At 34.1% G+C, this 25,853-nt stretch carries 31 protein-coding genes, 1 tRNA gene and 1 pseudogene; 26 read left to right on the top strand and 7 right to left on the bottom strand.

Annotation, left to right across the window (positions count from 1 at the left end):
* Window positions 1-160: 160 nt before the first annotated feature.
* From IL45_RS00830 to IL45_RS00815, 4 genes are all read left to right on the top strand, one after another.
* The gene (locus IL45_RS00830) at window positions 161-538 is read left to right on the top strand and encodes a DUF4844 domain-containing protein (protein ID WP_235183304.1); all 378 of its coding nucleotides are present in this window, start codon (window positions 161-163) and stop codon (window positions 536-538) included.
* Window positions 539-835, top strand: a complete 297-nt coding sequence (locus IL45_RS00825) for a hypothetical protein (protein WP_036579122.1) — start codon at window positions 539-541, stop codon at window positions 833-835. It begins immediately after the preceding gene.
* Between the two features lie 139 nt (window positions 836-974).
* Complete coding sequence (locus IL45_RS00820) at window positions 975-1,394, top strand: hypothetical protein (RefSeq protein ID WP_146128693.1); 420 nt, start codon at window positions 975-977, stop codon at window positions 1,392-1,394.
* Window positions 1,395-1,430: 36 nt separating this feature from the next.
* Window positions 1,431-2,177 carry a YqjF family protein gene (locus IL45_RS00815; protein WP_036579119.1) on the top strand — a complete coding sequence of 249 codons (747 nt, stop codon included), beginning with the start codon at window positions 1,431-1,433 and terminating at the stop codon, window positions 2,175-2,177.
* A 213-nt stretch (window positions 2,178-2,390) separates the two neighbouring features.
* On the opposite strand, the gene IL45_RS00810 is transcribed toward IL45_RS00815, so the two are convergent.
* Together IL45_RS00810 and IL45_RS00805 are read right to left on the bottom strand one after the other, a co-directional pair.
* Window positions 2,391-4,937 (bottom strand): phosphoenolpyruvate carboxylase, encoded by a 2,547-nt coding sequence (locus IL45_RS00810; protein ID WP_081866503.1) that lies wholly within the window; start codon window positions 4,935-4,937, stop codon window positions 2,391-2,393.
* A 171-nt stretch (window positions 4,938-5,108) separates the two neighbouring features.
* A complete protein-coding gene (locus tag IL45_RS00805; RefSeq protein ID WP_036579116.1) occupies window positions 5,109-5,753 on the bottom strand; it encodes an SDR family oxidoreductase in 645 nt (214 codons plus the stop codon).
* A gap of 151 nt (window positions 5,754-5,904) precedes the next feature.
* Between IL45_RS00805 and IL45_RS00800 the strand changes: the two genes are divergently transcribed.
* Window positions 5,905-6,807 (top strand): aldo/keto reductase, encoded by a 903-nt coding sequence (locus IL45_RS00800; protein WP_036579115.1) that lies wholly within the window; start codon window positions 5,905-5,907, stop codon window positions 6,805-6,807.
* 114 nt (window positions 6,808-6,921) lie between these two features.
* Here IL45_RS00800 and IL45_RS00795 read toward each other — a convergent pair whose 3' ends face one another.
* Window positions 6,922-7,497: a porin family protein gene (locus IL45_RS00795; RefSeq protein ID WP_036579113.1), complete on the bottom strand. Its 576-nt coding sequence runs from the start codon at window positions 7,495-7,497 to the stop codon at window positions 6,922-6,924.
* Between the two features lie 187 nt (window positions 7,498-7,684).
* Between IL45_RS00795 and IL45_RS00790 the strand changes: the two genes are divergently transcribed.
* The gene (locus tag IL45_RS00790) at window positions 7,685-8,110 is read left to right on the top strand and encodes a MarR family winged helix-turn-helix transcriptional regulator (protein WP_036579111.1); all 426 of its coding nucleotides are present in this window, start codon (window positions 7,685-7,687) and stop codon (window positions 8,108-8,110) included.
* A 20-nt stretch (window positions 8,111-8,130) separates the two neighbouring features.
* Here the strand turns inward: IL45_RS00790 and IL45_RS00785 are convergent, their stop codons facing one another.
* On the bottom strand, window positions 8,131-8,493 hold the full coding sequence (locus tag IL45_RS00785; protein ID WP_036579110.1) for a nuclear transport factor 2 family protein: 363 nt from the start codon (window positions 8,491-8,493) through the stop codon (window positions 8,131-8,133).
* Between the two features lie 104 nt (window positions 8,494-8,597).
* On the opposite strand from IL45_RS00785, the gene IL45_RS00780 reads away from it, so the two are divergent.
* From IL45_RS00780 to IL45_RS14970, 5 genes are all read left to right on the top strand, one after another.
* The gene (locus IL45_RS00780; protein WP_235183303.1) at window positions 8,598-9,224 is read left to right on the top strand and encodes a tRNA-(ms[2]io[6]A)-hydroxylase; all 627 of its coding nucleotides are present in this window, start codon (window positions 8,598-8,600) and stop codon (window positions 9,222-9,224) included.
* Window positions 9,225-9,319: 95 nt separating this feature from the next.
* Window positions 9,320-10,369 (top strand): COX15/CtaA family protein, encoded by a 1,050-nt coding sequence (locus tag IL45_RS00775; RefSeq protein ID WP_036579107.1) that lies wholly within the window; start codon window positions 9,320-9,322, stop codon window positions 10,367-10,369.
* Window positions 10,370-10,516: 147 nt separating this feature from the next.
* On the top strand, window positions 10,517-11,053 hold the full coding sequence (locus tag IL45_RS00770) for an IS1096 element passenger TnpR family protein (RefSeq protein ID WP_036579106.1): 537 nt from the start codon (window positions 10,517-10,519) through the stop codon (window positions 11,051-11,053).
* Window positions 11,054-11,059: 6 nt separating this feature from the next.
* Window positions 11,060-12,118 (top strand): nucleoid-associated protein, encoded by a 1,059-nt coding sequence (locus tag IL45_RS00765; RefSeq protein ID WP_036579104.1) that lies wholly within the window; start codon window positions 11,060-11,062, stop codon window positions 12,116-12,118.
* Between the two features lie 5 nt (window positions 12,119-12,123).
* Window positions 12,124-12,312 carry a hypothetical protein gene (locus tag IL45_RS14970; RefSeq protein ID WP_042248929.1) on the top strand — a complete coding sequence of 63 codons (189 nt, stop codon included), beginning with the start codon at window positions 12,124-12,126 and terminating at the stop codon, window positions 12,310-12,312.
* A 72-nt stretch (window positions 12,313-12,384) separates the two neighbouring features.
* Here the strand turns inward: IL45_RS14970 and IL45_RS00760 are convergent, their stop codons facing one another.
* Complete coding sequence (locus IL45_RS00760; protein ID WP_036579103.1) at window positions 12,385-12,696, bottom strand: winged helix-turn-helix transcriptional regulator; 312 nt, start codon at window positions 12,694-12,696, stop codon at window positions 12,385-12,387.
* Between the two features lie 119 nt (window positions 12,697-12,815).
* On the opposite strand from IL45_RS00760, the pseudogene IL45_RS00755 reads away from it, so the two are divergent.
* The 9 genes and pseudogenes from IL45_RS00755 (at window position 12,816) to IL45_RS00715 (ending at window position 18,652) form a co-directional block, all read left to right on the top strand.
* A pseudogene (locus IL45_RS00755) lies at window positions 12,816-13,331 on the top strand (VOC family protein).
* 71 nt (window positions 13,332-13,402) lie between these two features.
* Complete coding sequence (locus IL45_RS00750) at window positions 13,403-13,966, top strand: hypothetical protein (protein ID WP_036579101.1); 564 nt, start codon at window positions 13,403-13,405, stop codon at window positions 13,964-13,966.
* Window positions 13,963-14,394: a membrane protein gene (locus IL45_RS00745; RefSeq protein WP_036579131.1), complete on the top strand. Its 432-nt coding sequence runs from the start codon at window positions 13,963-13,965 to the stop codon at window positions 14,392-14,394. Before IL45_RS00750 ends, IL45_RS00745 begins: the two co-directional genes overlap by 4 nt.
* Window positions 14,395-14,421: 27 nt before the next feature.
* The gene (locus IL45_RS00740) at window positions 14,422-14,916 is read left to right on the top strand and encodes a MepB family protein (RefSeq protein ID WP_036579100.1); all 495 of its coding nucleotides are present in this window, start codon (window positions 14,422-14,424) and stop codon (window positions 14,914-14,916) included.
* Window positions 14,917-15,157: 241 nt separating this feature from the next.
* A complete protein-coding gene (locus IL45_RS14660) occupies window positions 15,158-16,399 on the top strand; it encodes a PAS domain-containing sensor histidine kinase (RefSeq protein WP_051788592.1) in 1,242 nt (413 codons plus the stop codon).
* 211 nt (window positions 16,400-16,610) lie between these two features.
* On the top strand, window positions 16,611-17,249 hold the full coding sequence (locus IL45_RS00730) for a DUF937 domain-containing protein (RefSeq protein ID WP_036579098.1): 639 nt from the start codon (window positions 16,611-16,613) through the stop codon (window positions 17,247-17,249).
* A gap of 95 nt (window positions 17,250-17,344) precedes the next feature.
* Window positions 17,345-17,752 carry a DUF6146 family protein gene (locus IL45_RS00725; protein WP_036579097.1) on the top strand — a complete coding sequence of 136 codons (408 nt, stop codon included), beginning with the start codon at window positions 17,345-17,347 and terminating at the stop codon, window positions 17,750-17,752.
* A 14-nt stretch (window positions 17,753-17,766) separates the two neighbouring features.
* Window positions 17,767-18,270: a DUF6787 family protein gene (locus tag IL45_RS00720; RefSeq protein ID WP_036579096.1), complete on the top strand. Its 504-nt coding sequence runs from the start codon at window positions 17,767-17,769 to the stop codon at window positions 18,268-18,270.
* A gap of 4 nt (window positions 18,271-18,274) precedes the next feature.
* Entirely contained in the window at window positions 18,275-18,652 is a 378-nt protein-coding gene (locus IL45_RS00715) for a nuclear transport factor 2 family protein (RefSeq protein ID WP_036579094.1), read from the top strand.
* A gap of 115 nt (window positions 18,653-18,767) precedes the next feature.
* On the opposite strand, the gene IL45_RS00710 is transcribed toward IL45_RS00715, so the two are convergent.
* Window positions 18,768-18,841 (bottom strand) — tRNA-Arg (locus tag IL45_RS00710).
* A 241-nt stretch (window positions 18,842-19,082) separates the two neighbouring features.
* On the opposite strand from IL45_RS00710, the gene folE reads away from it, so the two are divergent.
* Together folE and IL45_RS00700 are read left to right on the top strand one after the other, a co-directional pair.
* On the top strand, window positions 19,083-19,679 hold the full coding sequence (gene folE / locus IL45_RS00705; protein WP_036579093.1) for a GTP cyclohydrolase I FolE: 597 nt from the start codon (window positions 19,083-19,085) through the stop codon (window positions 19,677-19,679).
* Window positions 19,680-19,732: 53 nt separating this feature from the next.
* Window positions 19,733-20,029 carry a hypothetical protein gene (locus IL45_RS00700; RefSeq protein ID WP_036579092.1) on the top strand — a complete coding sequence of 99 codons (297 nt, stop codon included), beginning with the start codon at window positions 19,733-19,735 and terminating at the stop codon, window positions 20,027-20,029.
* Here the strand turns inward: IL45_RS00700 and msrA are convergent, their stop codons facing one another.
* The gene (gene msrA, locus IL45_RS00695; protein ID WP_036579090.1) at window positions 20,030-20,557 is read right to left on the bottom strand and encodes a peptide-methionine (S)-S-oxide reductase MsrA; all 528 of its coding nucleotides are present in this window, start codon (window positions 20,555-20,557) and stop codon (window positions 20,030-20,032) included.
* Window positions 20,558-20,668: 111 nt separating this feature from the next.
* Here msrA and IL45_RS00690 point away from each other — a divergent pair, with 111 nt between their 5' ends.
* From IL45_RS00690 to IL45_RS00675, 4 genes are read left to right on the top strand one after another with little or no spacing between them, the layout of a single operon-like run.
* Window positions 20,669-23,125 (top strand): DUF5916 domain-containing protein, encoded by a 2,457-nt coding sequence (locus IL45_RS00690; RefSeq protein ID WP_036579089.1) that lies wholly within the window; start codon window positions 20,669-20,671, stop codon window positions 23,123-23,125.
* A 21-nt stretch (window positions 23,126-23,146) separates the two neighbouring features.
* Window positions 23,147-23,815, top strand: a complete 669-nt coding sequence (locus IL45_RS00685) for an ABC transporter ATP-binding protein (RefSeq protein WP_036579088.1) — start codon at window positions 23,147-23,149, stop codon at window positions 23,813-23,815.
* Window positions 23,808-24,575 (top strand): TIGR02757 family protein, encoded by a 768-nt coding sequence (locus IL45_RS00680; RefSeq protein ID WP_036579086.1) that lies wholly within the window; start codon window positions 23,808-23,810, stop codon window positions 24,573-24,575. Before IL45_RS00685 ends, IL45_RS00680 begins: the two co-directional genes overlap by 8 nt.
* A 59-nt stretch (window positions 24,576-24,634) precedes the next feature.
* Window positions 24,635-25,831, top strand: coding sequence for a sensor histidine kinase (locus IL45_RS00675; protein ID WP_036579085.1), 1,197 nt, complete (start codon window positions 24,635-24,637; stop codon window positions 25,829-25,831).
* Window positions 25,832-25,853: the final 22 nt, after the last annotated feature.

Genomic DNA, 25,853 nt, shown 5'->3' with positions numbered 1-25,853 from the left:
CCAACCAATAACCAACATACAAAAGGTCTACGCGTACCGGCTAAAACGCCTCACTCGCCTTATACCTTTGCCATTGGCTACAATTTGAGAAATGACGAAATACGTTCAAATTTTAATAATTCTTTTAACCATTTCTGCTTGCGGACAAAATGCGAATGAAATGAAAACACCAGAAAATGCGAATGAAAAGTTTGCGGAATTTATTGCAAAGAAAAAGTTCGTGGCTGAAAACCATTATCCTGGAATTGCAGACGAACAAATGCAACCAGTTTTTACGGAAAAAATAAATCAAATCGCATCGGATTTTAAAACTGTTGCGGAATCAAAAAAACCAACGGACAAAAAATATCAAGAAAAAATCAGAATTGGACTTTCAAATTTTGTGGACGTTTATTTAGAATTGGATACCGAAGACCGAGAAAGAGTTTGTTCATACATTGAGGAACTAATGGATATTGTCGAACTGGAAAGCTCAAATGGATTGCTGAATAAATTTATGTATGGTTTTGACCCAAATGAATTGAGCAAAAAGAACTAAATGACTAACAAAGAACTTAAAACACTTGATTTATTTATTAATAGAACTTCAATGTGGATAAATCCAATTGATAGAACCACAATAACTTCTTTTATTCACGGATTTGAAGCTGGTACTGACAACAAGTCTTTTACTTCATTACTCAAAGATTATCTTGAATCTGAACACAATATTTATGGCTCAAATCAAGGATGGCCGAACCAAATATTGTTATATGCAAAGAAATATAAATTAAACTGGAATGATGCTTTCTTTGAATTAGGAAGAGTGATAATAAATAAAATAGAAAAACTGTAGCCAACAATGTGTATAATTCATTGCTAGTTAGAGCCTACTTACGAAAATTCCGCTGGAATTTTCTATCTGTGATTTGTTTGCTAACTTTAATGCTTAAACACGCAACGAAATCATACACTAGACCGTTGTAGCCAATTTGATGAAACATTTAACTTTCCTTATTCTTATTTTATTTTTAGTAAGCTGTAAACCCTTATTTTGCTCTTGGGAATTAGGTTATACTCAAATGGAATCTCAACCCGATTTTCAAAGTACACTTGGACTTTACAAACTTTCTGAAAAATCAAAAGAATACTTGAATATGGAACTTAGTGGATGGACAACAATGCTCGAATTAGACAAAGACGGGATTTTAAATTATAAAAATGGAGATGTAACAGTAAAAACTGGTACTTGGAGAATTAGTTATAATGAATCATATAATTGTGTTATCGATATGGAGGAACGAGTTGTTCCATTTGCTATAAAAGATGGAAAATATGGCATACTAATAACAATTGGAGATGGAGATGAATGTAAAGGTATAGTTTACGAAAAACAGATTGATAAAAGTAATTAATAGTTATATAATCAACAGTTCTAACTTACTATCAAAATGAAAATCCGAGAAATATTAAATAGAACTGAACACAGACCTTGGAAAATCCCAACCGAAAGTTGGAAATTTTATCAAGAGTGGAATAACGCAATTTTTCTTCATTGGCAAGTGGAATTAAGCGAACTGAAAAAGTTTGTACCGAAAGAATTAGAAATTGACCTTTTTGAAGGAAAACCTTGGATTTCTGTTGTTGCATTTACGATGGAAAAGATTAGACCGAAAAATCTTCCTTCTTTTTCACCAATTTCGGATTTTGACGAAATTAATATTAGAACTTATATAAAGTCAAATAATAAAACTGGAGTCTATTTTTTGAGCATTGAAGGTGGGAAAAATTTGTCTTGTAAAGTTGCTAAAGGAATGTCTGAACTACCATATAGATTTTCAAAAATTAAACGGACTGAAAACCAATACGAATCTAATAACTTGGAATTTAATGATAAATTAAATATTGAGTTTACGATTGGAAAAGAAATTACGGAGAAAACAGAATTGGATAAATGGCTAACTGAAAGATATGCTCTTTTTCAAGATACAGAAAAGTCTATTAACGAATTTGAAATTCATCATTTGGAATGGGCAATTAATGAAATCGATTTGAAAAATTTAGATATTATTTATCCAAGATTTGAAAAACTAATTAAAAACGAACCAAACAAAATTCAATATTCAAAAGGAGTAAAAGTTATTGCCTGGGGAAAGAATAAAAAAGAAAAAACGTGTTACAACAAAGAACTGAAGTAAAAAACAACTCGTTTGTAGGTTAAATTGAGGCCTCATTATTCTAGGCTCCTAGAATTGATTTTTAAATTCTCGACCGTTCTTAACCTCATCATGTTAGCAGGCATTTGCAAATAGTTTTTAAATAGTATCTACCACTTACTCCATGATGAGCAATCTTGTTTTTTTTAATTACGCTTTCGCGAAAGCGTATGCATAACCATCTATCCTACCCTATTAAGCAGAGTTTCTACTCGCGTTGATATTCCCATAAAGAGAACGTGTTACAATTTTTTCATATTCCGGTTGATGCTCGTTGTGCTGTGCAATCATCTGTAATGCATACTGTTGAATGACCAATAGTGGCAAGACAATATTTTCTCTTATTTTAATGGACTCTCTAGAAATGGTCTCTTTTTCCATAAGGATTTCCATACCAGATAGCTCTAGCAACATGCGTTTAGACAGTAGATATTCATCTTCTAGAATTTGCCAAAACGCACCATATTCTTCATTTTCTTTCATATAACTGGTCAGTTCAAAATAGCATTTTGATAAACTCATCATACTATTTAACATCAGTGCTTTAAAGAATGGCACGTCATTATAGAGTTGTTTTACCTCATCAAAACGACCTTGCTGTTGCATGGTCTGTAGTGCCGTACCGATACCGAAATATCCTGGCACGTTCTGCTTTAACTGGCTCCAAGATCCTACAAATGATATGGCTCTAAGGTCTGTTAATTCTAGTTTTGCCTTGTGACCACGTTTACCAGGTCGACTGCCTATGTTTGCCTTTGTATAATATTTAAGCGTGCTCATATTTTCTAGATATGGCATGAACTTATCGTGGTGTTTAAGAGCATCGTATTTTTTAAAACTCAATTCTGATAGCTCTTCTATTAATGATCTAGAATCCTGCGATATGGTAATCTCTTTATCGAGTATAGAATTAGACAATCCTGCGGTTAAAAGTTGCTCACTGTTGTGTTTAAATTGCTCTTTAGTTCCATAGGTACTGGTGATGGTTTGCCCTTGAATGGTAAGCTGTATCTCGTTATTTGCCACCTTACTGGTTTGTGCGGCATAGAAGCGATGTGTTTTACCACCACCACGTGCTGGTGGTCCACCTCTACCATCAAAGAATATCGCTGCTACATCATGTTGACTGCATACTTCTGATAGGCTTTCTTTAGTTTTTAAAATAGACCAGTTTGCTTTTAAATAGCCTCCATCTTTTGTACCATCAGAGAATCCTAACATGATGGTTTGTTTATGATTTCTAAAAGCAACATGTTTTCTATAGGCTTCTAGTTCAAATAACTGCTCCATAGTTGCTCGAGAGTCGTCCATTCCTTTCATGGTCTCAAATAATGGAATAATGTCAAAGGTGATGTCTCTATTTTCCCATCCACACCATCTAAAAAGTGCAAATACATAAAGAACGCTGTACACATCTTCAGAATTACTGATGATATAGCGATTACAGCCTTGTTCGCCATTATTTTCTTGAATGGTGGACAGCTGCGAGATATTGACAATGGTGTCTTTTACAATGTCTTCTTCATAATCATTAGGATCTAGCGAAATTGATTCTTGCAGTAAGATATCAATCAACTGTTGCTGGGTAAGTTCTTCTATAGATTCTTTAATGTATCCATACTTTTTAAGTACGGCTTGCATCACTACCGTATGCATACTGTGATCCTGACGTATGTCTATGGTGGCAAAATGGGTTTTAAAAATCTTTACTTTATCAATAAACAGGTCTAGATCTTTTAAATAAAGTCCGTGATAATTTGCTACTAATAGTTGCCTAATTTGTATTAACGGTTCTATAATATCTTGATAAGCCACATGCACGGTTGCATCAAACATGGCTTCATAGAGCGTGTTTCTTAAATTGGTTATAGGTTCTAGTATTTCTTTAAAACTAAGCTTGCGTTGTAATTCTTTAAGCTCGTTATAATAGCATTTCATAAGTGTCACGCGCAGCTCATTCATAACCTCTTTTGTAATCGATGCGGTGACAAATGGGTTTCCATCACGATCACCACCTGGCCAGAAACCTAGTTTTACAATGTCGTGATTATCAAATTGTGCATTTCCAACACTAGATTTTATATGGGTATACATCTCGCCTATCGCATCATAATAGACATGTCTTAAGGTGTGAATGATATTTTTTGCCTCGTCTAGTGGTGTAGGCTTTTTAGAATTCACTAAAGATGTAAGTCCTAGCTGTTGTAAAGCGACATCAATCTCATCTATATTATTATCATTGATAAGCGTTCTAAGGTTAGTGATGATATCTAAAACCGCTGGTGTATAAAATTGTGTAGGATGTGCGGTTAATACAATACGTGCACTAAAGTTATTGAGCTGCTTTTCTATCGCGTCCCAAGAGTTATTTTTTTCAACTATTTGAAAATAGTCCTTAAGAGATAAAGAACTGCTGTGTTGTTGTAGTTTAGGAAAAGCGGCATCTTCTACACTATCATATAAAACCACTTGTCGCTCTACATACTGAATGATTCTAAACATAAAATCGATGCGGTCTTGCTCTGTATGCAAGTCTGCAAATCCATTAAAGAATGCTTCTATAATCTCTTTGGGATTAAGTCCTTCTTTCAGGCCTTTTTGAGATTGTTCCATCAGTAATGGAATTAACATCCCTACATTTTCTATGTTGCTATAAGGCAAGTTTAAAAACAGGCTATTATAGATATTGAATTTGTTTTGAACAGATTTTTTAAACTCGGCTATTCTATCTTGATCTTGCATAATTTCTCACTTTATCGATAGACGCTACTATGCGTTTTATCTTATGTAAATATCGATGATTTAAGCTAGATTTTCAATTTTAAAAGGCGGCAGATTGTACAAAAATAGAGCATAAAAAAATCCAGCTGTTTAATCAACAACTGGATTTCAATAATTTATATACTAGACTTACTATGCGTGTGTCGCAGATATATTATCTAGAGCTTCATTAATGAGTGTATCACCATTGATAATCTCAAAAGTCTGATTGCTGGCTAGATGATCTGTTAAACAAGTGGTTAATGTCATTGCGACATCGTTACGACTTATTTCGCCTCTCTTACTTAGACTCTTTTCTAATGTAATGTGATTTGTTAATGAGTCGTTGGTCAATGATCCTGGTCTTACAATGGTATAGTTAAGACCACTACTCTTCAAATACTCATCTGCATTATGTTTTGCTTTTAAATATTCTTTTAGTTCTGTCGCTTCTTCTGGGTTTTCTGCTCCTAGCGAACTAAGCATGACAAATTTCTTGACTCCATTATTTTTTGAAGCGTCAACTAATTTCTTTGCACCTTCTTGATCTACTTCAACAACTTTTTTTCCGCCAGATCCTGCGGCAAATAATACTTTATCTATCGAATTATCAAAAGCTGGAGAAACGTCCTTCTCTAAATCTGCTAATACCGTATCGATACCTTGCGATTTAAAATAATCCACTTGCTCTTGTTTTCTTACCATTGCAATAGGATTGTATTGAGAAGATTGATTTAAAAGGTTTACTATTTTTTTTCCTGTGGTACCATGTGCACCTGCTATTAATATATTTTCCATGCTTCAATTTACTACTGTTTTAAGCCTATACAAAGCTTTTAAGCTCGTTTAACTCTAGTTTAGTAGTAATTAACAAGGCTTTATAAGACCTTATCCTACGTAGTCTACGGGAACTACTTCTTATCTTTGTAAATCTTAAAAAATATCATTGATGAATACCGTAAAAATAGCACCTCAGTTAGAAATTTCTAGAATCGTTTTAGGGATGTGGAAATTGTTGGATTGGAATATTTCTGACCAGCAATTGCTGACTTACTTAAAACAATCTATAGAAGCTGGCGTGACCACCTTTGATCATGCAGATATTTATGGAGATTATGAATGTGAGGCCGGTTTTGGGAAAGCGTTGCAATTAGAACCTTCTTTGCGTTCCCAAATGCAATTGATTACTAAATGTGGTATCAAGTTGAAAAGCTCAAAATTCCCAGATCGTCGTGTTAAGTACTATGATTATAGTAAAGAATATATCATACAGCAGGCAGAACAATCTCTTAAAAATTTAAACACAGATTATATAGACGTTCTTTTACTGCATAGACCATCACCATTTTTTAATCCAGCTGAAGTGGCTGCCGGTTTTGATGAATTAAAAACGAGCGGTAAAGTAAATCACTTAGGCGTTTCTAATTTTACACCAGTACAGTTTGAATCACTTCAATCTTATCTTAATGAACCACTAGTGACCAACCAGATTGAAATCTCGCCAGCGCAGCTCGAGCATTTTGAAAATGGTAATCTAGATTATTTAATAGAGAAAAGAGTTTCACCTATGGCATGGTCACCGCTAGCAGGTGGATCTTTACTACAACCCAAAGATGAAAAATCTAAAAACATACATGATGCGATTGCACGTGTAGCATCACAAATTGAAGAAACCGATTTATCTAAAGTTATCTATGCATGGACCTTAATGCATCCTTCACATATTATTCCTGTTTTAGGAACTGGTAAGATTGAGCGTTTAAAAACAGCTGTAGACGCTTTAGATACTACGTTGAGTCTAGAGCAATGGTTTGATATTTATACCGCTTCTTTAGGTACAGAGGTTGCTTAAAGTTGCTTCTCAAAACATCTAGCAAGATATTATAATGTACCTGTAAAGTTATTCTGGCTCAATGAATGATTCTCATTACGCTTTCGCGAAAGCGTAATGAGACATCAAATTTATCTATAAATTTAAACTCAGGCCTACAATAATTTGCTGTGGTCTTGTGTCTAAAGTCCCTAATTGACCTAGATTAGAGAATTCGGCTTCATTTTCAGAAAGGCCTCTTTCATAACGCACATCGATACCTAAATTACCAATATTTACACCAACACCTATTTGCAATCCGATACTAAATTCTTCTTGCACGTCTTGTAAATCGACATCTTCTAATTCTGTGTCTAGAATATATTGAAATGATGGACCAGCAAACACATGCAACGGTCCTATCACTTGAAAACCAACAAGTACTGGTGCATCTAGTTTTTTAACCTCTAGCGCACTACTGTCATAATCACTATTAAGTACCGTATAAGATAACTCTGGTCTTAAATAAATAGGTCCTAAGTCTATTTTACCGAAAACACCAAAGTGATACCCAAAATTCTCATCTGGATTATCAATGATCGTCTGACCGTTTTGAGATAAATCACCATTAGAACCATAATTTAATCCTGCCTTAATACCAAAACCACCATCTTCTTGAGCCTGTACCATAGCTGCTGTTAAAAACATAATTGCAATAAATACCTTTTTCATAATTCGTCTATTTAAGTTCATACTCTTTTATTAAAACGCATAATAAAGATACTTTATTCTCTTCATTGTTACAGTTGAATTTAAGGTTAACAAAAGTGTACTTTTTTGTAAGACCTTAACACAGTTTTATGTCTTACAACCTTAAGTTTGTTAAGACAATTATTCCCTATATTAATATTGTACGTGTATGAAAGATTCTGAGATGCCGATTGCAAGACGTTTAGTAACCACATTAATAAAAAAAGGTACAGAAATGACAGAATCTGTAAGTGAGATCGTAAAGAAAGAAGGTCTTACTATACAGCAGTTTAATGTTTTACGTATTTTAAGAGGTCGCAAAGGGAAAGCGGCAAATCTACAGGATGTAAGCCGCAAGATGATTCACTCCAACAGTAATACTACTAGAGTTATCGATAAGTTGATTAGTAAGGATTATGTAGAACGCAAGCAATGTCCATCTGACCGCAGACAGATCGAGCTTAAAATCACTAAAAAAGGTTTACAAGTTCTGGAGAATCTAGATGCCGATATAGATGCAAGAGAGCTATCTTTAATCAACAATTTAGATGAAGATCAAGTAAAACAAGTTCTAGAATTTCTTTCAAAACTCTAGAACTATATATGATACTGTATTTATTCTCCAGTGTTATAGAAAAACTGTTCTCTCCATATTTTACCATCCTTCACCTCATAAACGGCTAACTCATTCATTTGAGTGCGTTGTCCGCTAGGTTTATGTGTCGTATCCATCCAGAAACGAACCGTAAAGTGATTATCTGCAATAAGTGGTTCTGATACCTTGTTTGCGTGTACCTCAAAGTTCTCTTTCCACCACTCACCTTTTTTTGCCAGACCTTCAAAACCTTGAACTTCTTTCATAGGCTCTACCATCTCGATGCTGGTAATTTCTGGGCTGTATAATTCTTGATAAGCCTTAGATTCTTCGTTATTGCGGCAATAGGCCACCAGTTGATTTGCAACTTGCTCTGTAGTCATAATTTAATTATTTGTTTGATTCCTTAAAGTTATAAAATTTCATGAAATAAATTCTATCGTGTAGGTTATGAAATCATTAAAGGATTCTTGCTCATCTAGAACGCATGAACGACCTTTGCGATATGAAAATGACAGCCGAAAAGAAATTTACTTTAGGTCTTAAACTACCTACTGATCCACGATGGGCAGACATTTCTACCATCAGCTTACAAGATATACTTACCGATCATGCTTTTTGTGAACAAAAGGCAACCAGTAATATTATTTCTTTAATCCAGCAATATTCTGAACGTGAAGGGATTGTAGAACACCTATCTCCTGTAGTGACTGAAGAATGGGGACATTTTAGAATGGTTATTGCGATGCTTAAAAAACGTGGTCTAGAACTAGGCTTGCAGCGTCAGGATGAATATGTAAAAAAACTCGTAAAAGGAAAGAAAAAAGGTCAAAGCCGTGATGGTTACTTTCTAGATCAACTCCTTATTTGTGCGATGATAGAAGCGCGCAGCTGTGAACGTTTTAAAACCTTATGGCAAAATCTAGATGATGAAGAACTACAAGAGTTCTATTATAAATTTATGGTGGCAGAGGCTTCTCACTACAAACTATTTCTACAACTTGCTAAAACACACTTCCCAGAAGATGATGTCATGGAACGATGGAACTACTGGCTGGATTATGAAGCGAGCTTTATAGGTGACCTAGAAGTACGTGGTGATCGACTGCATTAATATTCATTAGTCGCCATATATCGCACATCTTAATCGAGTTACAAAAACGCAAGGTTTTAAATACCGTGCGACCACAATAATAGAATAATATAAAATTGAGTACAACCACCTTTTTTTCAGATAGAAATTACCGCGTCGCATTGCGATGGAGTATCGCCGTTATATATCTTATTATCATTGCTGGTGCTGTGGTGCGCATGACTGGATCTGGAATGGGATGTCCCGACTGGCCTAAGTGTTTTGGCTATTACATTCCACCTACTGAGGAAAGCCAACTAGAGTTCTCACCAGATACACCATATAAAAAAGGTATGGTGATTATACATGAAGAAGAATTAAGAGTTGCTGTGACAAATTTTATGGCACAAAGCACTTATAACCCAGCAGACTGGAAACCGTATACTAAACATAACTATGCCGTTTTTAATGTCTATCATACCTGGACAGAATATGTCAACAGACTGATAGGCGCTTTAGGTGGATTAGTCGTTCTTATCATGTGCGTTTTTTCACTAAAATACTGGAAAAACCGCAAGAAGATAACCATATTAAGTATTGTAGCATTACTAGCCATGTTAATCCAAGCGGTAATAGGTAAAATCGTAGTAGACACTTTATTATCACCGGTATTGATTACCATTCACATGATTGTTGCCTTGCTGATAGTAGGTCTTTTGATTTATTTATTACATGAAGTACAACCTACAGATCATAGATATCAATCCAGCAAATCATTCTATAAAATATCTATACTGCTTATTATCTTAACGCTAGTGCAAGTTGCCCTAGGTACCCAAGTAAGACAATATCTAGATCATATGATTGATGAAATGGGATATCCATTTCTATCGATATGGCTAGAAGAAAGCGCGCCAGTAGTATTTTTAATTCATAGGTCTTTTTCTATTTTGTTACTAGCGATACATGCCTGGTTTGTCTACAAAGCTGTAAAAGTGTTAGGGCATCCACAACCCTTTTATGCATGGTTGATAGCCTTATTACTTATTACTGTTTTTACTGGTATATTAATGAATTATGTTGATTTCCCATTTGGTTCTCAAGCAGCGCACTTAGTACTAGCTTCGATAATTTTAGGACTTCAGTTTTATTTAATGATGCGTTTAAAAAATGCTGTAAAATCATAAATTATAGATGATTTGTTTTGAATGAAACAGATTAATATTGTTGGATTCGCTTTCGCGAAAGCGTATAAAAAACATCTATATTTACCATACATCATTTTCCTCATACAGTAGGATAAACGTATCTTTGCCCACCTTAAAAAGTAAAAAATGATTTATAGATTTAGAGCTATTCTAGATGCGACACAAGACGTTTTCCGTGATATAGAAATTGAAGGTAGCGCTAGTTTAGAAGACTTTCACAATGTGCTTACTCAGAGTTTTCAATTACCAGGAGATGAGATGGCTAGTTTTTATGCCAGTGACGAGGAATGGAATCAGAATGAAGAGTTCAGCCTTTTTGACATGAGTGAAGGCAGTAGTGCTTCTCGTACCATGGCAACTACTACCATAGAAGAAGTGGTGAGCAAGTCACAACCTCAACTAGTTTACATCTACGATTTTTTAAGCATGTGGACTTTCTTAATTGAGCTAGCCGAAGTTGCTGGACCGCAAGATGCCGTCGTTTATCCACAGGTAATATTCTCTATAGGAGAGCTGCCAGATAGTGCGCCAGATAAAGAATTTGAAGCAGATCCAAGATTTGCAGATGAAACTGATGGTGATGAAGAATATCGCGGCGATATTGATGATGGTGATGACGATTTTTATGATGAACAAACTTTTGACGATTACGACCTATACTAAAATACTATGATCAACCTTTTCAACACACGTATTGAACAACTGGCACTGCACCGTGTAGGTAATAAAAATAAAGGCGAGTTGCTTTTAACATCTGCTGCGACCACTCCACTAGATGATGAGCTACATGCCTTATTGAAAGAATTTTTCTTAAAGCCTTTTCGCTCAAAAGAAGAAACCTATTACAGCTTCACGCACGAGCAAGATCTAGAGTTCCACGAGTTGTATGCGTTTGCAAAGTCCATTTTTAACACGCCTGCTTCCCTATTAGATAATTCTAAAAAGATTGCAAAACAGTTATATGAGCAAAGTGTGCATCCACATATAAGAAGTGGTGAGTTATACGTTTGTTATCTTGATAACGTCATGTTAGACAACAATAAAGTAGACGCTATAGGTATCTTTAAAAGTGAGTTGAAACAAGATTTCTTGCAGTTTGAAGAAGGCGAAGATGATTTAAGAATCCTATTGCAACAAGGTGTTAACTTAAACAAACTCGATAAAGGCGCTATTATCTTTAATACTGAAGAAGAGACCGGTTATAAAATCCTATCTGTAGATTCTAATCGCTATGATGCAAAATACTGGTTAGAAAGTTTTCTAGGTGTGGATGTCTTTGAAGATGAAAACTTTTTTACTAAGAAGTACTTAAAATTCTGCCAGGATTTTGCAAAAGAAGTCGTTCTACCCGCCGAAGATAAAAAGGAAGAAGTCATGTTTATGAATCGTTCTATGAACTATTTTGCAAAGAATGATGATTTTGAAGAAAGTACCTTTTTAAATGAAACACTGGACAATCCAGAATTGATACCAGAGTTTAAGAATTATAAGGTTGAGAAAGGACCTAAATACAGTATTGAAGATGTATCTAATTTTCCTATTTCAAATACCGCTGTAAGTGCTGCTCGTAAAGGAATTAAAAGTGTTATTAATCTAGATACTCAAGTACAGATTAAAATGGACTTTACCAATCCAGAAAGTGCAGAAAAATATCTTGAAAAAGGTTGGGATGAAGAAAAACAGATGTATTATTATCTAGTATACTTCAATCGAGAAGAGAAAAAATAAAGATCATGAAAAAGAATTTTGCATATGTATTGCTAGTCGTAGTGGTTGTTCTGATAGGCGTTCATGTCTCTCGAATGAACTTTGATGATCTAAGCTGGGAAGCTAATCAAAGTCCTTATACTGGTCTTATTATCGCAGTATTAATAGGAGTACTAGTTACAGTAAGATTGATTAAAGGCGAGCCAAAAATATAATTCTCTTACTTAAAAATTTTAAATAAACCGCAGCCCGATGCTCAAAAGACATTAGGCTGCGGTTTTTTTATGCTATAATTTAAAATGTTCACTACCCCATAGGTCGAGGCTTTTTAAAATAGATTTTAACGATAATCCTTTTTTAGTTAATTCATATTCTACTTTAGGCGGAACTACTGGATATATTTTTCGATTAATTAATCCGTCTTTCTCAAGTTCTCTTACCGATTGGGTAAACATCTTATTAGAAATCTCGGGAATTTGTTTTTGTAATACTCCAGATCTTAAAGGTCCTTCTATTAAATGAAATAGAATTAAGGGTTTCCATTTAGTACCTATTAAAGTCATGGTATAATGTAACGGACATGTAATTTCTTTCTTCAAAATAAAATTATAACGTGTTGAAAACAAACAATTAACTCTTTTAGTAGTGTATATTACTTTAAAGTAAGTTATTGCCTATAAGGCAAATATAAATTAATTTTGGATAAAATTATTAAACTATGAAAACAGATAAAAAATATCCCAGAGCGTTCTCTCATATAGGACTAACGGTTCCTGATATTCATAAAGCAGTTCAATTCTATTCTGAAGTTATGGGATGGTACGTTATTATGCAACCTTCAATTGTAAAGAAAGAAAAGGAAACCGCTATAGGTCAAATGTGTATTGATGTCTTTGGTGATGACTGGGAAGAGTTTGAAATTGCGCATCTTGCTACTTCTGACGGTATAGGTATAGAATTATTTTCATTTCCTCATGGCGTAAAAGAAGCTCCAGCATTTCAACCATTTCATACTGGTTTATTTCACTTTTCTGTTCAAGATCCTGAAATTGAAAATCTTATTGAGCAAATAGTAGCTTATGGTGGTAAACAAAGAATGCCTATAAGGTCTTATTAACCAGACCATAAACCGTTTAAAATGTGCTATGTTGAAGACCCATTTGGTATTGTTTTTGAAATTTACACACATAGTTACGAGTTGACCTATTCTTCTGGCGCATATTCAAGTAATTGAAGTACTCGATATGCTTAAAAGCTTATTGTTTTTTAATCGCTTTATATTTGTCGAATTACTAAAATTCTTTAATGAAGAGACATAAAGCGATTAGATTTTTTATGATTATGATGGTGATGCTATTGCAGCTCCTATTTCTAGCATGGATTATAAAAGAGAAATATGAAATCAGTAATTTCATCGCGTTAGTTGGTATCATTAGTATTTCTTTACTCCTACTTTTTGGCTATCGATATCTAGACTTACATCATGAAGATTATGAATACGAGAAACTAATCGTTGTGATATGGGTGCCCATAGGTGCTGTGCTATGTTATCTTATTAGTATTCATTTAAAGTTAGGACCGGTCATTGCAGCTGGTTTTATTGGTACAGCGGTATCTTATTTACCTACAATCAATAGCAAGTCGAATTATTTAAAGCAATTGCCTGTACCTATCTACTGTGGTACATTTGTGGGCATGTCTAGTGTTTTTGTTATACCTTCATTAGGCTATGTTATTAGTGCAGGTATAGTTGCGGCTCTATTTCTAATGTTATCTAAAAACCTCTTTTTAGGAATAGGCGGAAAATTAGGAACCATAGCGTTTGCAAGTGTCGTATTCATCACTTTTTTAAATTGGATGGTAGCATGAATGACTTAATAATAGTATTGACAGGAGTTATAGGTAGTGTACTCACGTATTTTATAAGCACACCATTAAAGCAAGGCGCAGTAAGAGCATCTGCATTATTATCTCTCATAGTAGCCGTATTTTTTTACTTCTTCCCTAATATCTTAAACAGCTATCTCACGATACATATACCGTTTGTTTTTATAGGAACTTCTTTTATAGGTATGGTATCTGCTAAAACTAACGTGAATTATTTTCAACTCATACTAGCAGGATGCTTATTTAGTTTGATATATCTTCATAAAGGTGATGTTTTTAGTGGATACGGTGGAGCATTAGGCACAATAGCAGGCATTGCCTTACTAACTAGTTTTGGGTTTTCTGCACTATTTTCTAATGTATCAATGATTAAAAACCTTTTTTCAAAACCTAATAAAACCAGTGATTAGAAATTTTTAAGCTTATCCATAAATTGCATGAATACTAATCTAGCTTATATCAACGATAAAATTTACACCCAACTAGGCTTTAATTTAAGCTCATTTCAAGTTGATAGTGAAAGCATAAAATATGAGGCTTGTACCTTTAAATTAAACGATCTGCATATTGCTTTTAGAACGGCCAAAATTACTCCAACAAAAACAGGCCAATTTGTTACCATATGGAAACGTAGTAAGTTGGGTCCTATTGAACCATATCATCAAGATGATGTCATAGACTATCTAATCGTTCATGTTAAAAAAGATCAACAACATGGACAATTTATTTTTCCTAAATCGGTATTGATTGCAAAAGGAATCTTTTCAACAAATTACAAAGATGGAAAAAGAGGTTTCAGAGTATATCCTAGTTGGGATAAGACCACCAACACACAAGCCATTAAAACTCAAAAATGGCAACTCCACTATTTCTTCAAATATTCTAAAGAATTGGATTTGAAAATCGTTCTAGATTTATTGACTCGACAGTAATTAATTCTTTTAAATCATACGGTCATAAAACAATAGCATCACGAAAAATTAATAGTATTATTCATAAAGCATTATCAATCAAAAACTTAATTCTTAAAACAGATATTTACCACTAGGCATTTATTTCTAACTTTATATGTAAGAATTGATAAAAATGATAAGAATTTTCTTGAATTTTTCGTAAAAAATGAATCATACATTGATTACTTTTTTTTATTTTTCAGCTATATATACATAACAGATGTTAAAAAAACCTACATATGAAGAGTTATTAAAACAAAATGTAGAGCTATCCAACGAGTTGAAACAACTTAAATTAGAGAATACCACTGATCAAAAAAAATGTGAGGAAATTCAACTCGAAGTACTTAAAGCTGATTTAAAACTAACTCATTTAAATACTGCTTTAGATAATTTAAATACCTACGTATATATAAAGGATATGAACGGCAGATATTTATACGCTAATAAAAAATGCCTCACACTATTTAATTGCAGCGCTCATGAACTACCATCTTTAAGTGATGCAGATTTTTTTCCACCAACGACATGCGATCAAATTAAAATTATTGAATCTGAAGTTATTAATTTTGGGAAAGACTCTGAAAACGAAGTAGATACTACTGACCAAAATGGTAATCGCAAGGTGTATTGGGAAATCAAAACACCTATTTATGACGATAAACACCAAAATAAAGTTATAGGCTTATGCGGCGTATCAACTGACATAACTTATCGTAAGATTGCGGAAGAATCTATAAAAGAAAATCAACTAGAGTTAAAACACCTTAATGCCACCAAGGATAAAATCTTTTCAATCATAGCACATGATTTAAGAAGCCCTTTTAATCATATCATAGGATTTTCTGAACTAATGCTTGAAAATAGTATAAATAAAGATCATTCTCAAGATAGTGATTGCATCAAGATTATAAATTCTACGGCAAAAAACACGCTCAATCTATTAGACAATCTATTAAATTGGGCATATACTGAGACTGGTAAACTTAGTTATCGACCAGAAAACATAAATATTACCAACATCATTACCCAAGTCGTTGACTTTAAAACATCAATCGCTCAAGCAAAAAATATTACAATAACATATAATGCTGTACAAGACATAGAATTTTATACCGACAGCAATCTATTAAAGACCGTACTACGCAACTTAATTTCTAACGCCATCAAGTTTACAAATCCTAATGGATCTATTAACATCACTGCACTACAAAAAGATAAATTTCTAGAAATTGCCGTGATTGATACCGGTGTAGGAATGTCTACAGAACATATGACAGATCTCTTTAATTTAACTACACACAAATCACAGCCAGGTACCGAAGGTGAAAAAGGATCTGGATTAGGCCTAATTCTTTGCAAAGAGTTTGTAGAAAAAATGCATGGCACCTTATGGGTAGAAAGTGTCGTTAATAAAGGAAGTACATTTAAGTTTAGTTTACCCTTTAATATCACGCAATAGTATTTCGACTCCTTTAATTAATGTCGGATTATAAGTCTGATATCATATTACAGAAATACTACAATTGTATTTTATCGATAAAAAAGATGCTTTTCATCGGCTTTTAATTACGCTTTCGCGAAAGCGAAATTAAATAGGTCTTCCAAACAAGCATAAAAGTCTTATTATATCGTAATTTACATATTATTAACCTAAATTAATTTAAACAACAATGGCTTCAATATTAGACTTATTACAATCAGATATAGGACAAACTCTTATTAATGGTGCAGCACAAAAAACAGGTCAACCTGCAGATAAAACAGCAAACGTACTTTCTCAAGCAATGCCTTTAATACTAGGTGCAATGCAACGCAACGCATCGACACCTGAAGGTGCTAGTGCATTAAATAATGCATTGAGCGATCAACGTCACAGTGGTGGTGTTTTAGATATGCTAGGTGGTCTTTTTGGTGATGGTGCTGGTAGCCCAGACGATCTTTTACAAGATGGTGCTGGTATATTAGGTCATGTTTTAGGGACCAAACAACCACAAGTAGAAAATGCCCTTTCTAAATCTAGTGGTATGGATATGGATTCTGTAAGCCAGATTATTAAAATAGCTGCTCCTATCTTAATGGGTGTTATAGGAAAGCAAAAACAAACTTCAAATGTAGATCAAAACGGAATAGGTGATTTATTAGGATCTGTTCTTGGACAATCTGGTTCACATGATCAATCTTTTATAGAGCAAATTCTTGATGCAGATGGTGATGGTAGCATCATCGATGATGTAGCTGGTATGGTACTAGGTGGAGATAAAAAGAAAGGTGGTCTAGGTGGACTTATAGGAGGTTTATTTGGAAAATAATTTTTAACTCAATGAAACAGGTCATAGGCTCATCCATATATAGTATAGACGAGTTATGGCATGCAAGGTTGTTTTTATGTAGGTACTTTTACCACATGAAAACAACCTTTTTTTTTATAGCACTGCTCACAATTATAATAAGCTGCAACTCATACCAGCCTACTGTGAACAATAATAATGCTAACGGACCAGTAACGGACACATTGCGTATTGCAAATGATAGTTTAGAGTATGAGGTTATTATTATAGAACCAGGCTTTAACTCTTGGCTGGCAACACAACCACCTCGTGGTTTTTATTCACAAAGTACTTTAGAACTGCGTAATGATTTTTATGTAAGAGAGTATAACTTAAGAGTTAACAATTCTATCAACTATAGTCCAGACCTGTACGTATGGCGTATCGATTATGATCGTAAGGTAGATTATGGTTATGAAGTCAATTATCTGTTGTATAATTATTTTCTTTTCTTTGAAAAACGATATGGACAGAAGTTGCGGTAGTGTATTTTTGCACTATGCAAACATTCAAAAAAAACTGGGATATTACCAGTAACTGGCAACTCATTTTTCCTTTTTTAGGTATTATAGGCTTATTGGGCTGTGGCTATTTTGTAGCTTCACGCATCATGCCTTCTACCTTTGAGGACGTAACGTATGAGTATATTTTTATTTATGGAATTACCCTAGTACTAGCATATGCGTTTTATCGGTTTTGTATGTGGGTTTTTCCTAAATTAATAAATAAATGGAATATTAAAAACCGTTGGGAAATGATTGCTATATTCATTGTGTTTGCAATCACTGGATCAGCATCTGCTAGACTATCTGCTCCATTACTAGATATTATAGGAATTGATAGAGACTCTATGTCTGGATGGTTTTTCTGGCCATTAAGACTTATAATTATCTTCCCTATTTATCAAGTACTACTAGTAGTTATGGGATGGGTTTTTGGTCAGTTTGAATTCTTTTGGGCTTTTGAGAAAAAGATGCTGGCAAGATTTGGACTGAAATTATAATATTATGTCACTAGAAATTAACAAGAGTAATGCCATCGCTTTTTATAAAATGGCATATGAAGGAAATCCTAAGGAAGCTATAGCAAAGTATGTAGGTAAGCAATATATACAGCACAATCCAGATGTAGCAGATGGAACAGCTGGTTTTATTGATTATTTTGAAAGAATGCAAATAGAATATCCACAAAAGTCCATTGAGTTTGTTAGAGCTATTGCACAAGATGATTTAGTAGCACTACACACACATCAAATATGGCCTGATGATGATCAATATGTGACCATGGACTTTTTTAGATTTGATAAGGAAGGTAAGATATGTGAGCATTGGGACGCTATTCAACAGATCCCTAAAAAGGCTCCTAATCCTAATACTATGTATTAATACATTCTCTTTTAATGAACTTATAATATTAGAAAACATATTTAAACTAAAAAGTCCTGATCAATAAATTGATCAGGACTTTTTTTAGAATGCTCACAATAACACTGTGAATCTGTGATCGCGACAGGATTCGAACCTGTGACCGTCTGCTTAGAAGGCAGATGCTCTATCCAGCTGAGCTACGCGACCTAATACCACTTAATTTCTAAGCGGTTGCAAATATATATATATTTTACAACCTCTCTCTCTATTTTATTTAAAAAATTAAATGTTTTTAATCACTTTTTACAATCGGTGCTCCACTACCCTATATTTCAAGGTTTTTCATCTGATAATATTTATTATTAAAATAAAAACTTCAAAATAATGTTTAACAAAATATTGATTTACTTAAACAAATATGACGTAACTTTACTAAAAATATTAAATAATGCCCTACAGAGTTTTTGAAGAGTACAATATCGAGGTTACAGAAGATATAAAAAATCAATATAAAGGAGTAATTCAAAATATAGGTGAAAACGTTGAACGTGAAGGCTTGATTAAAACTCCAGAACGTGCTGCAAAAGCCATGCAGTTCTTAACCTCAGGTTATGATAAGGACCCTGCAGAGATTCTGAAAGGCGCCATGTTTGCAGAAGACTATAATGACATGGTCATTATTAAGGATATAGAACTATATTCTTTATGTGAACACCACATGCTACCATTTTTTGGAAAAGCACATATCGCTTACATACCTAATGGACATATCGTAGGACTTTCAAAAATCCCACGTATCGTAGATGTATTTGCTCGTCGACTACAGGTTCAAGAAAGGTTAACACACGATATATTAGAGTGTATTCATAATACATTAAAACCATTGGGTGTTGCCGTTGTTATTGAAGCTTCTCACATGTGTATGATGATGCGTGGAGTGCAAAAACAGAATAGTGTCACTACCACAAGTGGTTTCAGAGGACAGTTTGAAAAAGTAGAAACACGTAACGAATTCTTAAAACTGATCACGGCAAAACTACACTAGATTCATTTTTGGAACGTTATTTGACTATCTTTAAGTAGTTAAATTATAATTACATGTTTGAATCAAAACGCTCTAAACTTATTTTCGGAATCATCTTTGACCTAGTCGGTATGGCCTCTTATATCATTCCTGGTATAGGTGAGTTTACCGATATAGGTTGGGCACCCGTTGCCGGCTATTTAATGACAAAACTTTATCCAGGAAAAACTGGTGTAACCGCTGGTATCATAACCACTATTGAAGAATTAGTTCCAGGACTAGATGTAATCCCTACATTTACAATCACGTGGATCTACACTTATGTTATTAAAAAAGAAGACCCTAAACAAGTCATCGATGTAGAATCATAATTATTTTACAAGATCTGCATATTGCGTCATTAATTTGCGCACTTTAGGATCGATTACATACTGGCAATAGCCTTGTAAACGATTATTATTATAATAATCATCGTGTATGTCATCTGCATCATAAAATGGTGTTGCTGGCGCTACTTCAGTAACAATTGCATTTTCAAAAACACCTTGATCAGTGAGTTCTTTAATATAACGCAAAGCGATTTCATGTTGTCGTTCACTTGTGTAATAAATGGCACTACGATAATGCGTTCCCACATCATGTCCTTGTCTATTAAGCGTGGTAGGATCATGAGTCGCCATAAACACCATCAATAGCTCTTTATAACTGATAATTTCAGGATCATAGGTTATTTTAACAGCTTCGGCATGACCGGTACGTTGGGTTACGACTTCTCTATAAGCTGGGTTTTTAATATGTCCACCGCAGAAACCAGACTTTACTTCCTCTACTCCTTTAACTCTTTGAAATACGGCTTCTGTACACCAGAAACATCCACCTGCTAGAATTGCTATATTCATGATTGCTTTTTAAGCAAGTTAATTTACAGATTGTAAATCATATGTTAAATTAACATGGGTTTAATGAATCTATAGTTTTTAGCTTTTAGCTTTGGAAATTCATAAAAAGTCATGCTCAGAATTATTGTTTTCACATTGTTATTTTTTAGTTACGCTTTCGCGAAAGCGAATACGACTACAACATTACAAGACACAACCGATATCGCGAGAAAAGTTTACCGAGCTACTCGTATATCCACATCACCCAAAATAGACGGTAAACCTTTTGATAAAATATGGGATCGAGTTACTACTGGTGGTAATTTTATAATGGCGCAACCTAATAATGGTGATGCCGAAAGGGACACACACAGAACAGAATTCAAAGTAGCCTATGATGATGCCGCTATTTATGTAGCCGGTTATATGTATGACGAGAATCCTGAATCTGTTTTAAGACAGTTCTCTCAACGTGACCAAGTATTTGAGCAAGCAGATCTATTTGGCTTTTTTATTAATACATATAACAACCAGATTAATCAAACTCGTTTTTATGCTACTAGTGCAAATGCTCTAGGAGATGCCATAGCCGAAGGTAATAGTCAAGATTTTAGCTATAATGTAGTTTTCTTATCTGAGGTCTCTTTTGATGAACGCGGCTGGTATGTTGAAATGAAGATTCCATATAGAACCTTACGTTTTCCAGAACAAGATGTGCAAGACTGGAGTTTTCAAATATTGCGTGTTATTAAATCACTTAATGAAGAGTATACATATAATTATATAGATGTTACTACCGGTACTGATACACAATATGATGCCTTATTAACGGGAATAGAAAATATAGATCCGCCACTGCGATTAAATCTATATCCATATGTATCTGTCATACATGATCGTTTTGACGGTATAGAATCTACTAGCTTTAATGCTGGTATGGATTTAAAATACGGTATTAGTGATGCATTTACATTAGATGCCACTTTAATTCCAGACTTTGGACAGGTAGCTTTTGATCAGGTAGTACTTAATTTGGGCCCATTTGAACAAACTTTTAATGAGAATAGAGCCTTCTTTACAGAAGGAACAGACCTTTTTAGAAAAGGTGATTTGTTTTTCTCTAGACGTATAGGACAACGACCTAGCGGATCTAGAAATCTAGAAGTTCTCGATGATGAAGATATCATCAATAATCCTAGAAACGCTCAATTATTAAACGCTATTAAGGTTACAGGTCGTACAGAGAAAGGTCTAGGAATAGGAATTCTTAATGCTATTACAGAAAAGACAAACGCAACCATACAAAATAGAGTCGACGGCACAAGACGCGAGGTAGAGACAGAACCGCTAACTAATTATAATATGTTAGTACTAGACCAGCAATATGGAAACAACTCTTCTATCGCCCTAGTTAATGCTAGCACCTTGCGCAATGGCTCTTTTACAGATGCTAATTCAAATGCCATTGTTCTTAATCATAACAATAAGGCCGCAACTGATAATATAAGTGCAGAGGTTAAAATGACCAATCGCTTCACACCAGACGGGACAGAAACAGGTTTTGCCACTGAAGCAAATTGGAGAAAAACCAGCGGTAAATGGCGTCCTCGATTAGGACACTTCTTTAGAGATCGCAATTATAACCCAAATGATCTAGGAAGAAACTTTCAAACTAATTTTCACACGTTTGCAGCAGATTTGGATTATGTGCAGTTAACTCAAAAAGGTATTTTTAATAGATATGAAATTAGTCTGCGCACTAGACATAGACGTGCAGCATCGCCTGGATATCATACGGGTTCTGAAATAAATTTAAATCCGTTTTTTATTACTAAAGAACGTTTTGCGTTTGGAGCAGATTTTAATTATTACACAGACCGCAAGGATCAGTTTGAATCTAGAATAGAAGACTTAGTCGTTAAATATGGACAAGGAATTTTTACAGGTGGTTTTATCTCTAGTGATTATCGCAAAAAATTTGCAATTGATATAAGAGCTGGTCGATTTAAAAGACTCAATGAGAAAGAGCATAATTATGATTTTAGAATCGCACCACGCTATCGTTTTTCTGATCAATTCTTACTTATCTATAGTTTAAACTGGGATAAGAATAATGACAGAATGAGCTATGTCACTCTAACTGATGATGATACCACTTCTATACTCAGTGAACGAGACACTCATAGTGTTGAGAATAGATTAACTGGGACTTATAATTTTAATAATCGACAGGCCTTAAGTATTTCATTTAGAAACTTTTGGTCTCGAGCTACCTTTAGCCGTGATTTTAAAGAACTGCAATCAGACGGTTCTTTGGAAAATAGTGATTATGAGCTTGAAGAGGATTTTAATCCAGATGCTAATTTTAATGTGTGGAATCTAGATTTATCATATAGATGGCGTTTTGCACCAGGTAGTGAAGCTTCTTTATTGTATCGTAATTCTATTTCTAATTTTGATAATCAAGGAGCAATCCAATTTGAAGAAAGTCTGGACAATCTTTTTATGGAACCAGTACGACACAATCTGTCCTTGCGCATCACCTATTTTTTAGATGTGAATGCTGCAAGAAAGTGGTTTAAAGCTTAAAACTCGCTACATTTGTCTTACATGATACAAGCACGACATATATATAAAAGCTTTGGTGATTTACAAGTACTTAAAGATGTAGATCTTACAATTAACACCGGCGAGATTGTTAGCGTTGTAGGTAGTTCTGGTGCAGGTAAAACAACATTATTGCACATACTAGGCACTTTAGAACGTCCAGATCTTCATACAAATACCTCGTTAACAATAGACGGTACAGATGTTACCAGGTTAAATTCAAAAATGTTGAGTCGTTTCCGTAATGAATCTTTGGGATTTATATTTCAATTTCATCAGTTATTACCTGAATTTAGTGCTTTAGAAAATGTGTGTCTGCCAGCCTTTATTAAGAAAACACCTAAAGATGTAGCCATAAAAAGGGCCAAAGAATTACTAGATTACTTAAAACTCTCTGATCGTTTCGACCATAAACCGGGCGCTTTAAGTGGTGGTGAACAACAAAGAGTAGCTGTTGCTAGAGCCTTAATTAATAATCCTAAAGTTATTTATGCAGATGAGCCTACAGGAAATCTAGACAGTAATACAGCAAATGATTTACACGAATTAATATTTAAACTGCGATCAGAGTTGAACCAAACTTTTGTTATCGTAACGCATAACGATGAACTAGCAAACCTTGCAGATAGAAAGTTAGTCATGCAGGATGGTAGATTTTTAACAAATGAATAGAGCACAGCTCAAAGAATATCTAGATGCAAAAGTGGAACAGTACAATGTTCCAGACTTTATACCACACGATCCTATTCAAATACCACATCTTTTTACAAGTAAAAAAGACATTGAAATTGCAGGTTTTCTAGTTGCAACAATCTCGTGGGGAAATCGCAAGTCTATTATTAATAATTCCAATAAATTGATGGAATTAATGGATCACGCTCCTGCAGATTTTATAATAAATCATGAACCTGATGACTTAGATCGGTTTGATGGGTTTGTGCATCGCACCTTTAATAGTGAGGACTGTAAGACTTTTATACGATCTTTAAGAAATATAGAACTAGAATATGATGGTTTAGAAAACGCTTTCGCGAAAGCGTATTTAGAAAAAAATCATCTTCAACATGCTATCTCTAGATTTAAAGAAATATTCTTTGAAATTGAACACTTACCACGGACACAAAAACATGTTAGTGATCCTTTGAAAAATAGCAGTGCAAAGCGTATAAATATGTTTTTAAGATGGATGGTACGTCAGGATAATGCTGGTGTAGATTTTGGAATATGGGATCAAATACCGATGAGTGCACTTTCCTTACCACTAGACGTTCATACCGGTAATATTGCTCGTAAATTAAAAATGCTTAAGAGAAAGCAAAACGATGGCAAAGCAGTCGCAGAATTAGATACCTACCTACGTAAACTAGATCCCAATGATCCTGTGAAGTATGACTTTGCATTATTTGGTGTAGGAGTTTTTAATGATTTGTAGGAATATAGTTTAAACCGCAAATGTTTCGTTTACCTTTGTGACCACTAACCGGTAAATGAATGAACGCAATAGCTCATAAGAATGAAAATCAAAGACTTAAAGCTTTAAAGGAATATGGTATTTCTAAAGAGCGAGAAAAAGTATTTGATGATTTAACAGAATTAGTATGTCGTCTTACTTCAATTCCTAGATCTCTTATAAGCATAGTGGATAAGGAAGAAGTATGGTTTAAATCTCAAAGAGGTTTAGAGCTTAATTCCAGCACTCGGGAATTATCATTTTGCAGTCATGCAATTAATTCTGAAGAGGATATTTACCTGATTGAAGATGCTCGTAAATTAGAAGAATTTAAAGATCATCCGTTTGTTAATGCGCCTGATCCATTAATTTTTTATGCAGGTGTTAAACTAGAAAGTGAACAAGGCCTACCACTGGGTACTCTTTGTGTTTTAGATAATAAACCTCATAAATTAACTGAAGAAGAAAGAGCTTCTCTATTAATGGTAGCAGATCTAGCAAAAAGACAATTAGAATTACATAAAAAAAATACTGAGTTATTAAAACAGACCGCTATTCTTGAAGAGAATAATGAGATGTTGAAGAGTTTTGCCCATACTGTATCTCATGATATGAAAATGCCACTCGCAAATATGGTTTTAACGACTGACATCGTTGCAAAAAAATATGGCAGTAATATAGATGAAGCTGGGAAAAATTATTTGAATTATATAAAAGATGCTGCCTTTGGTTTATCTGATTATGTAACTCAAATACTAGCACACTATGAAAGTGAGTCGTTACTCGTGGAAGAAAAAGAAACGTTTGATGCATATACATTATTAGAGCATATACACGAGATTCTTGCTATACCAGATGATATCGATTATATTTTACCAGAGGACAATATTGAATTACAAATCAATAAAAGTGCTCTGGAGCAAATTTTAATTAACCTAATTGGTAATGCATTAAAGTATAATGATAAGAAGACCATTGAAGTTAAAACAGATATTATTGATAAGGAAGAGTACTACATTATTAAAGTTTCAGACAATGGTATAGGTATCGCAGACGACAAAAAGGATGAGATTTTTAAAATGTTTCAAACTCTTAATCAGCCAGATCGTAATGGTAAACGTGGTAATGGAATAGGCTTGAGCACAGTTCAAAAGTTAGTCAAAAAATTAAACGGTATGATTACCGTTAATTCTGAACTTGGATTGGGAACAGAATTCGTCATTACTCTATCAAAATAAAGTAGGTGAATCTGAGATAAGA

The organism is Nonlabens ulvanivorans (genome assembly GCF_000732625.1).
In the GTDB taxonomy this organism is placed as follows: Bacteria; Bacteroidota; Bacteroidia; order Flavobacteriales; family Flavobacteriaceae; genus Nonlabens; species Nonlabens ulvanivorans.
The sequence above is the reverse complement of the archived record's forward strand: the minus strand, read 5'-3'. Positions and strand labels throughout refer to the sequence as shown.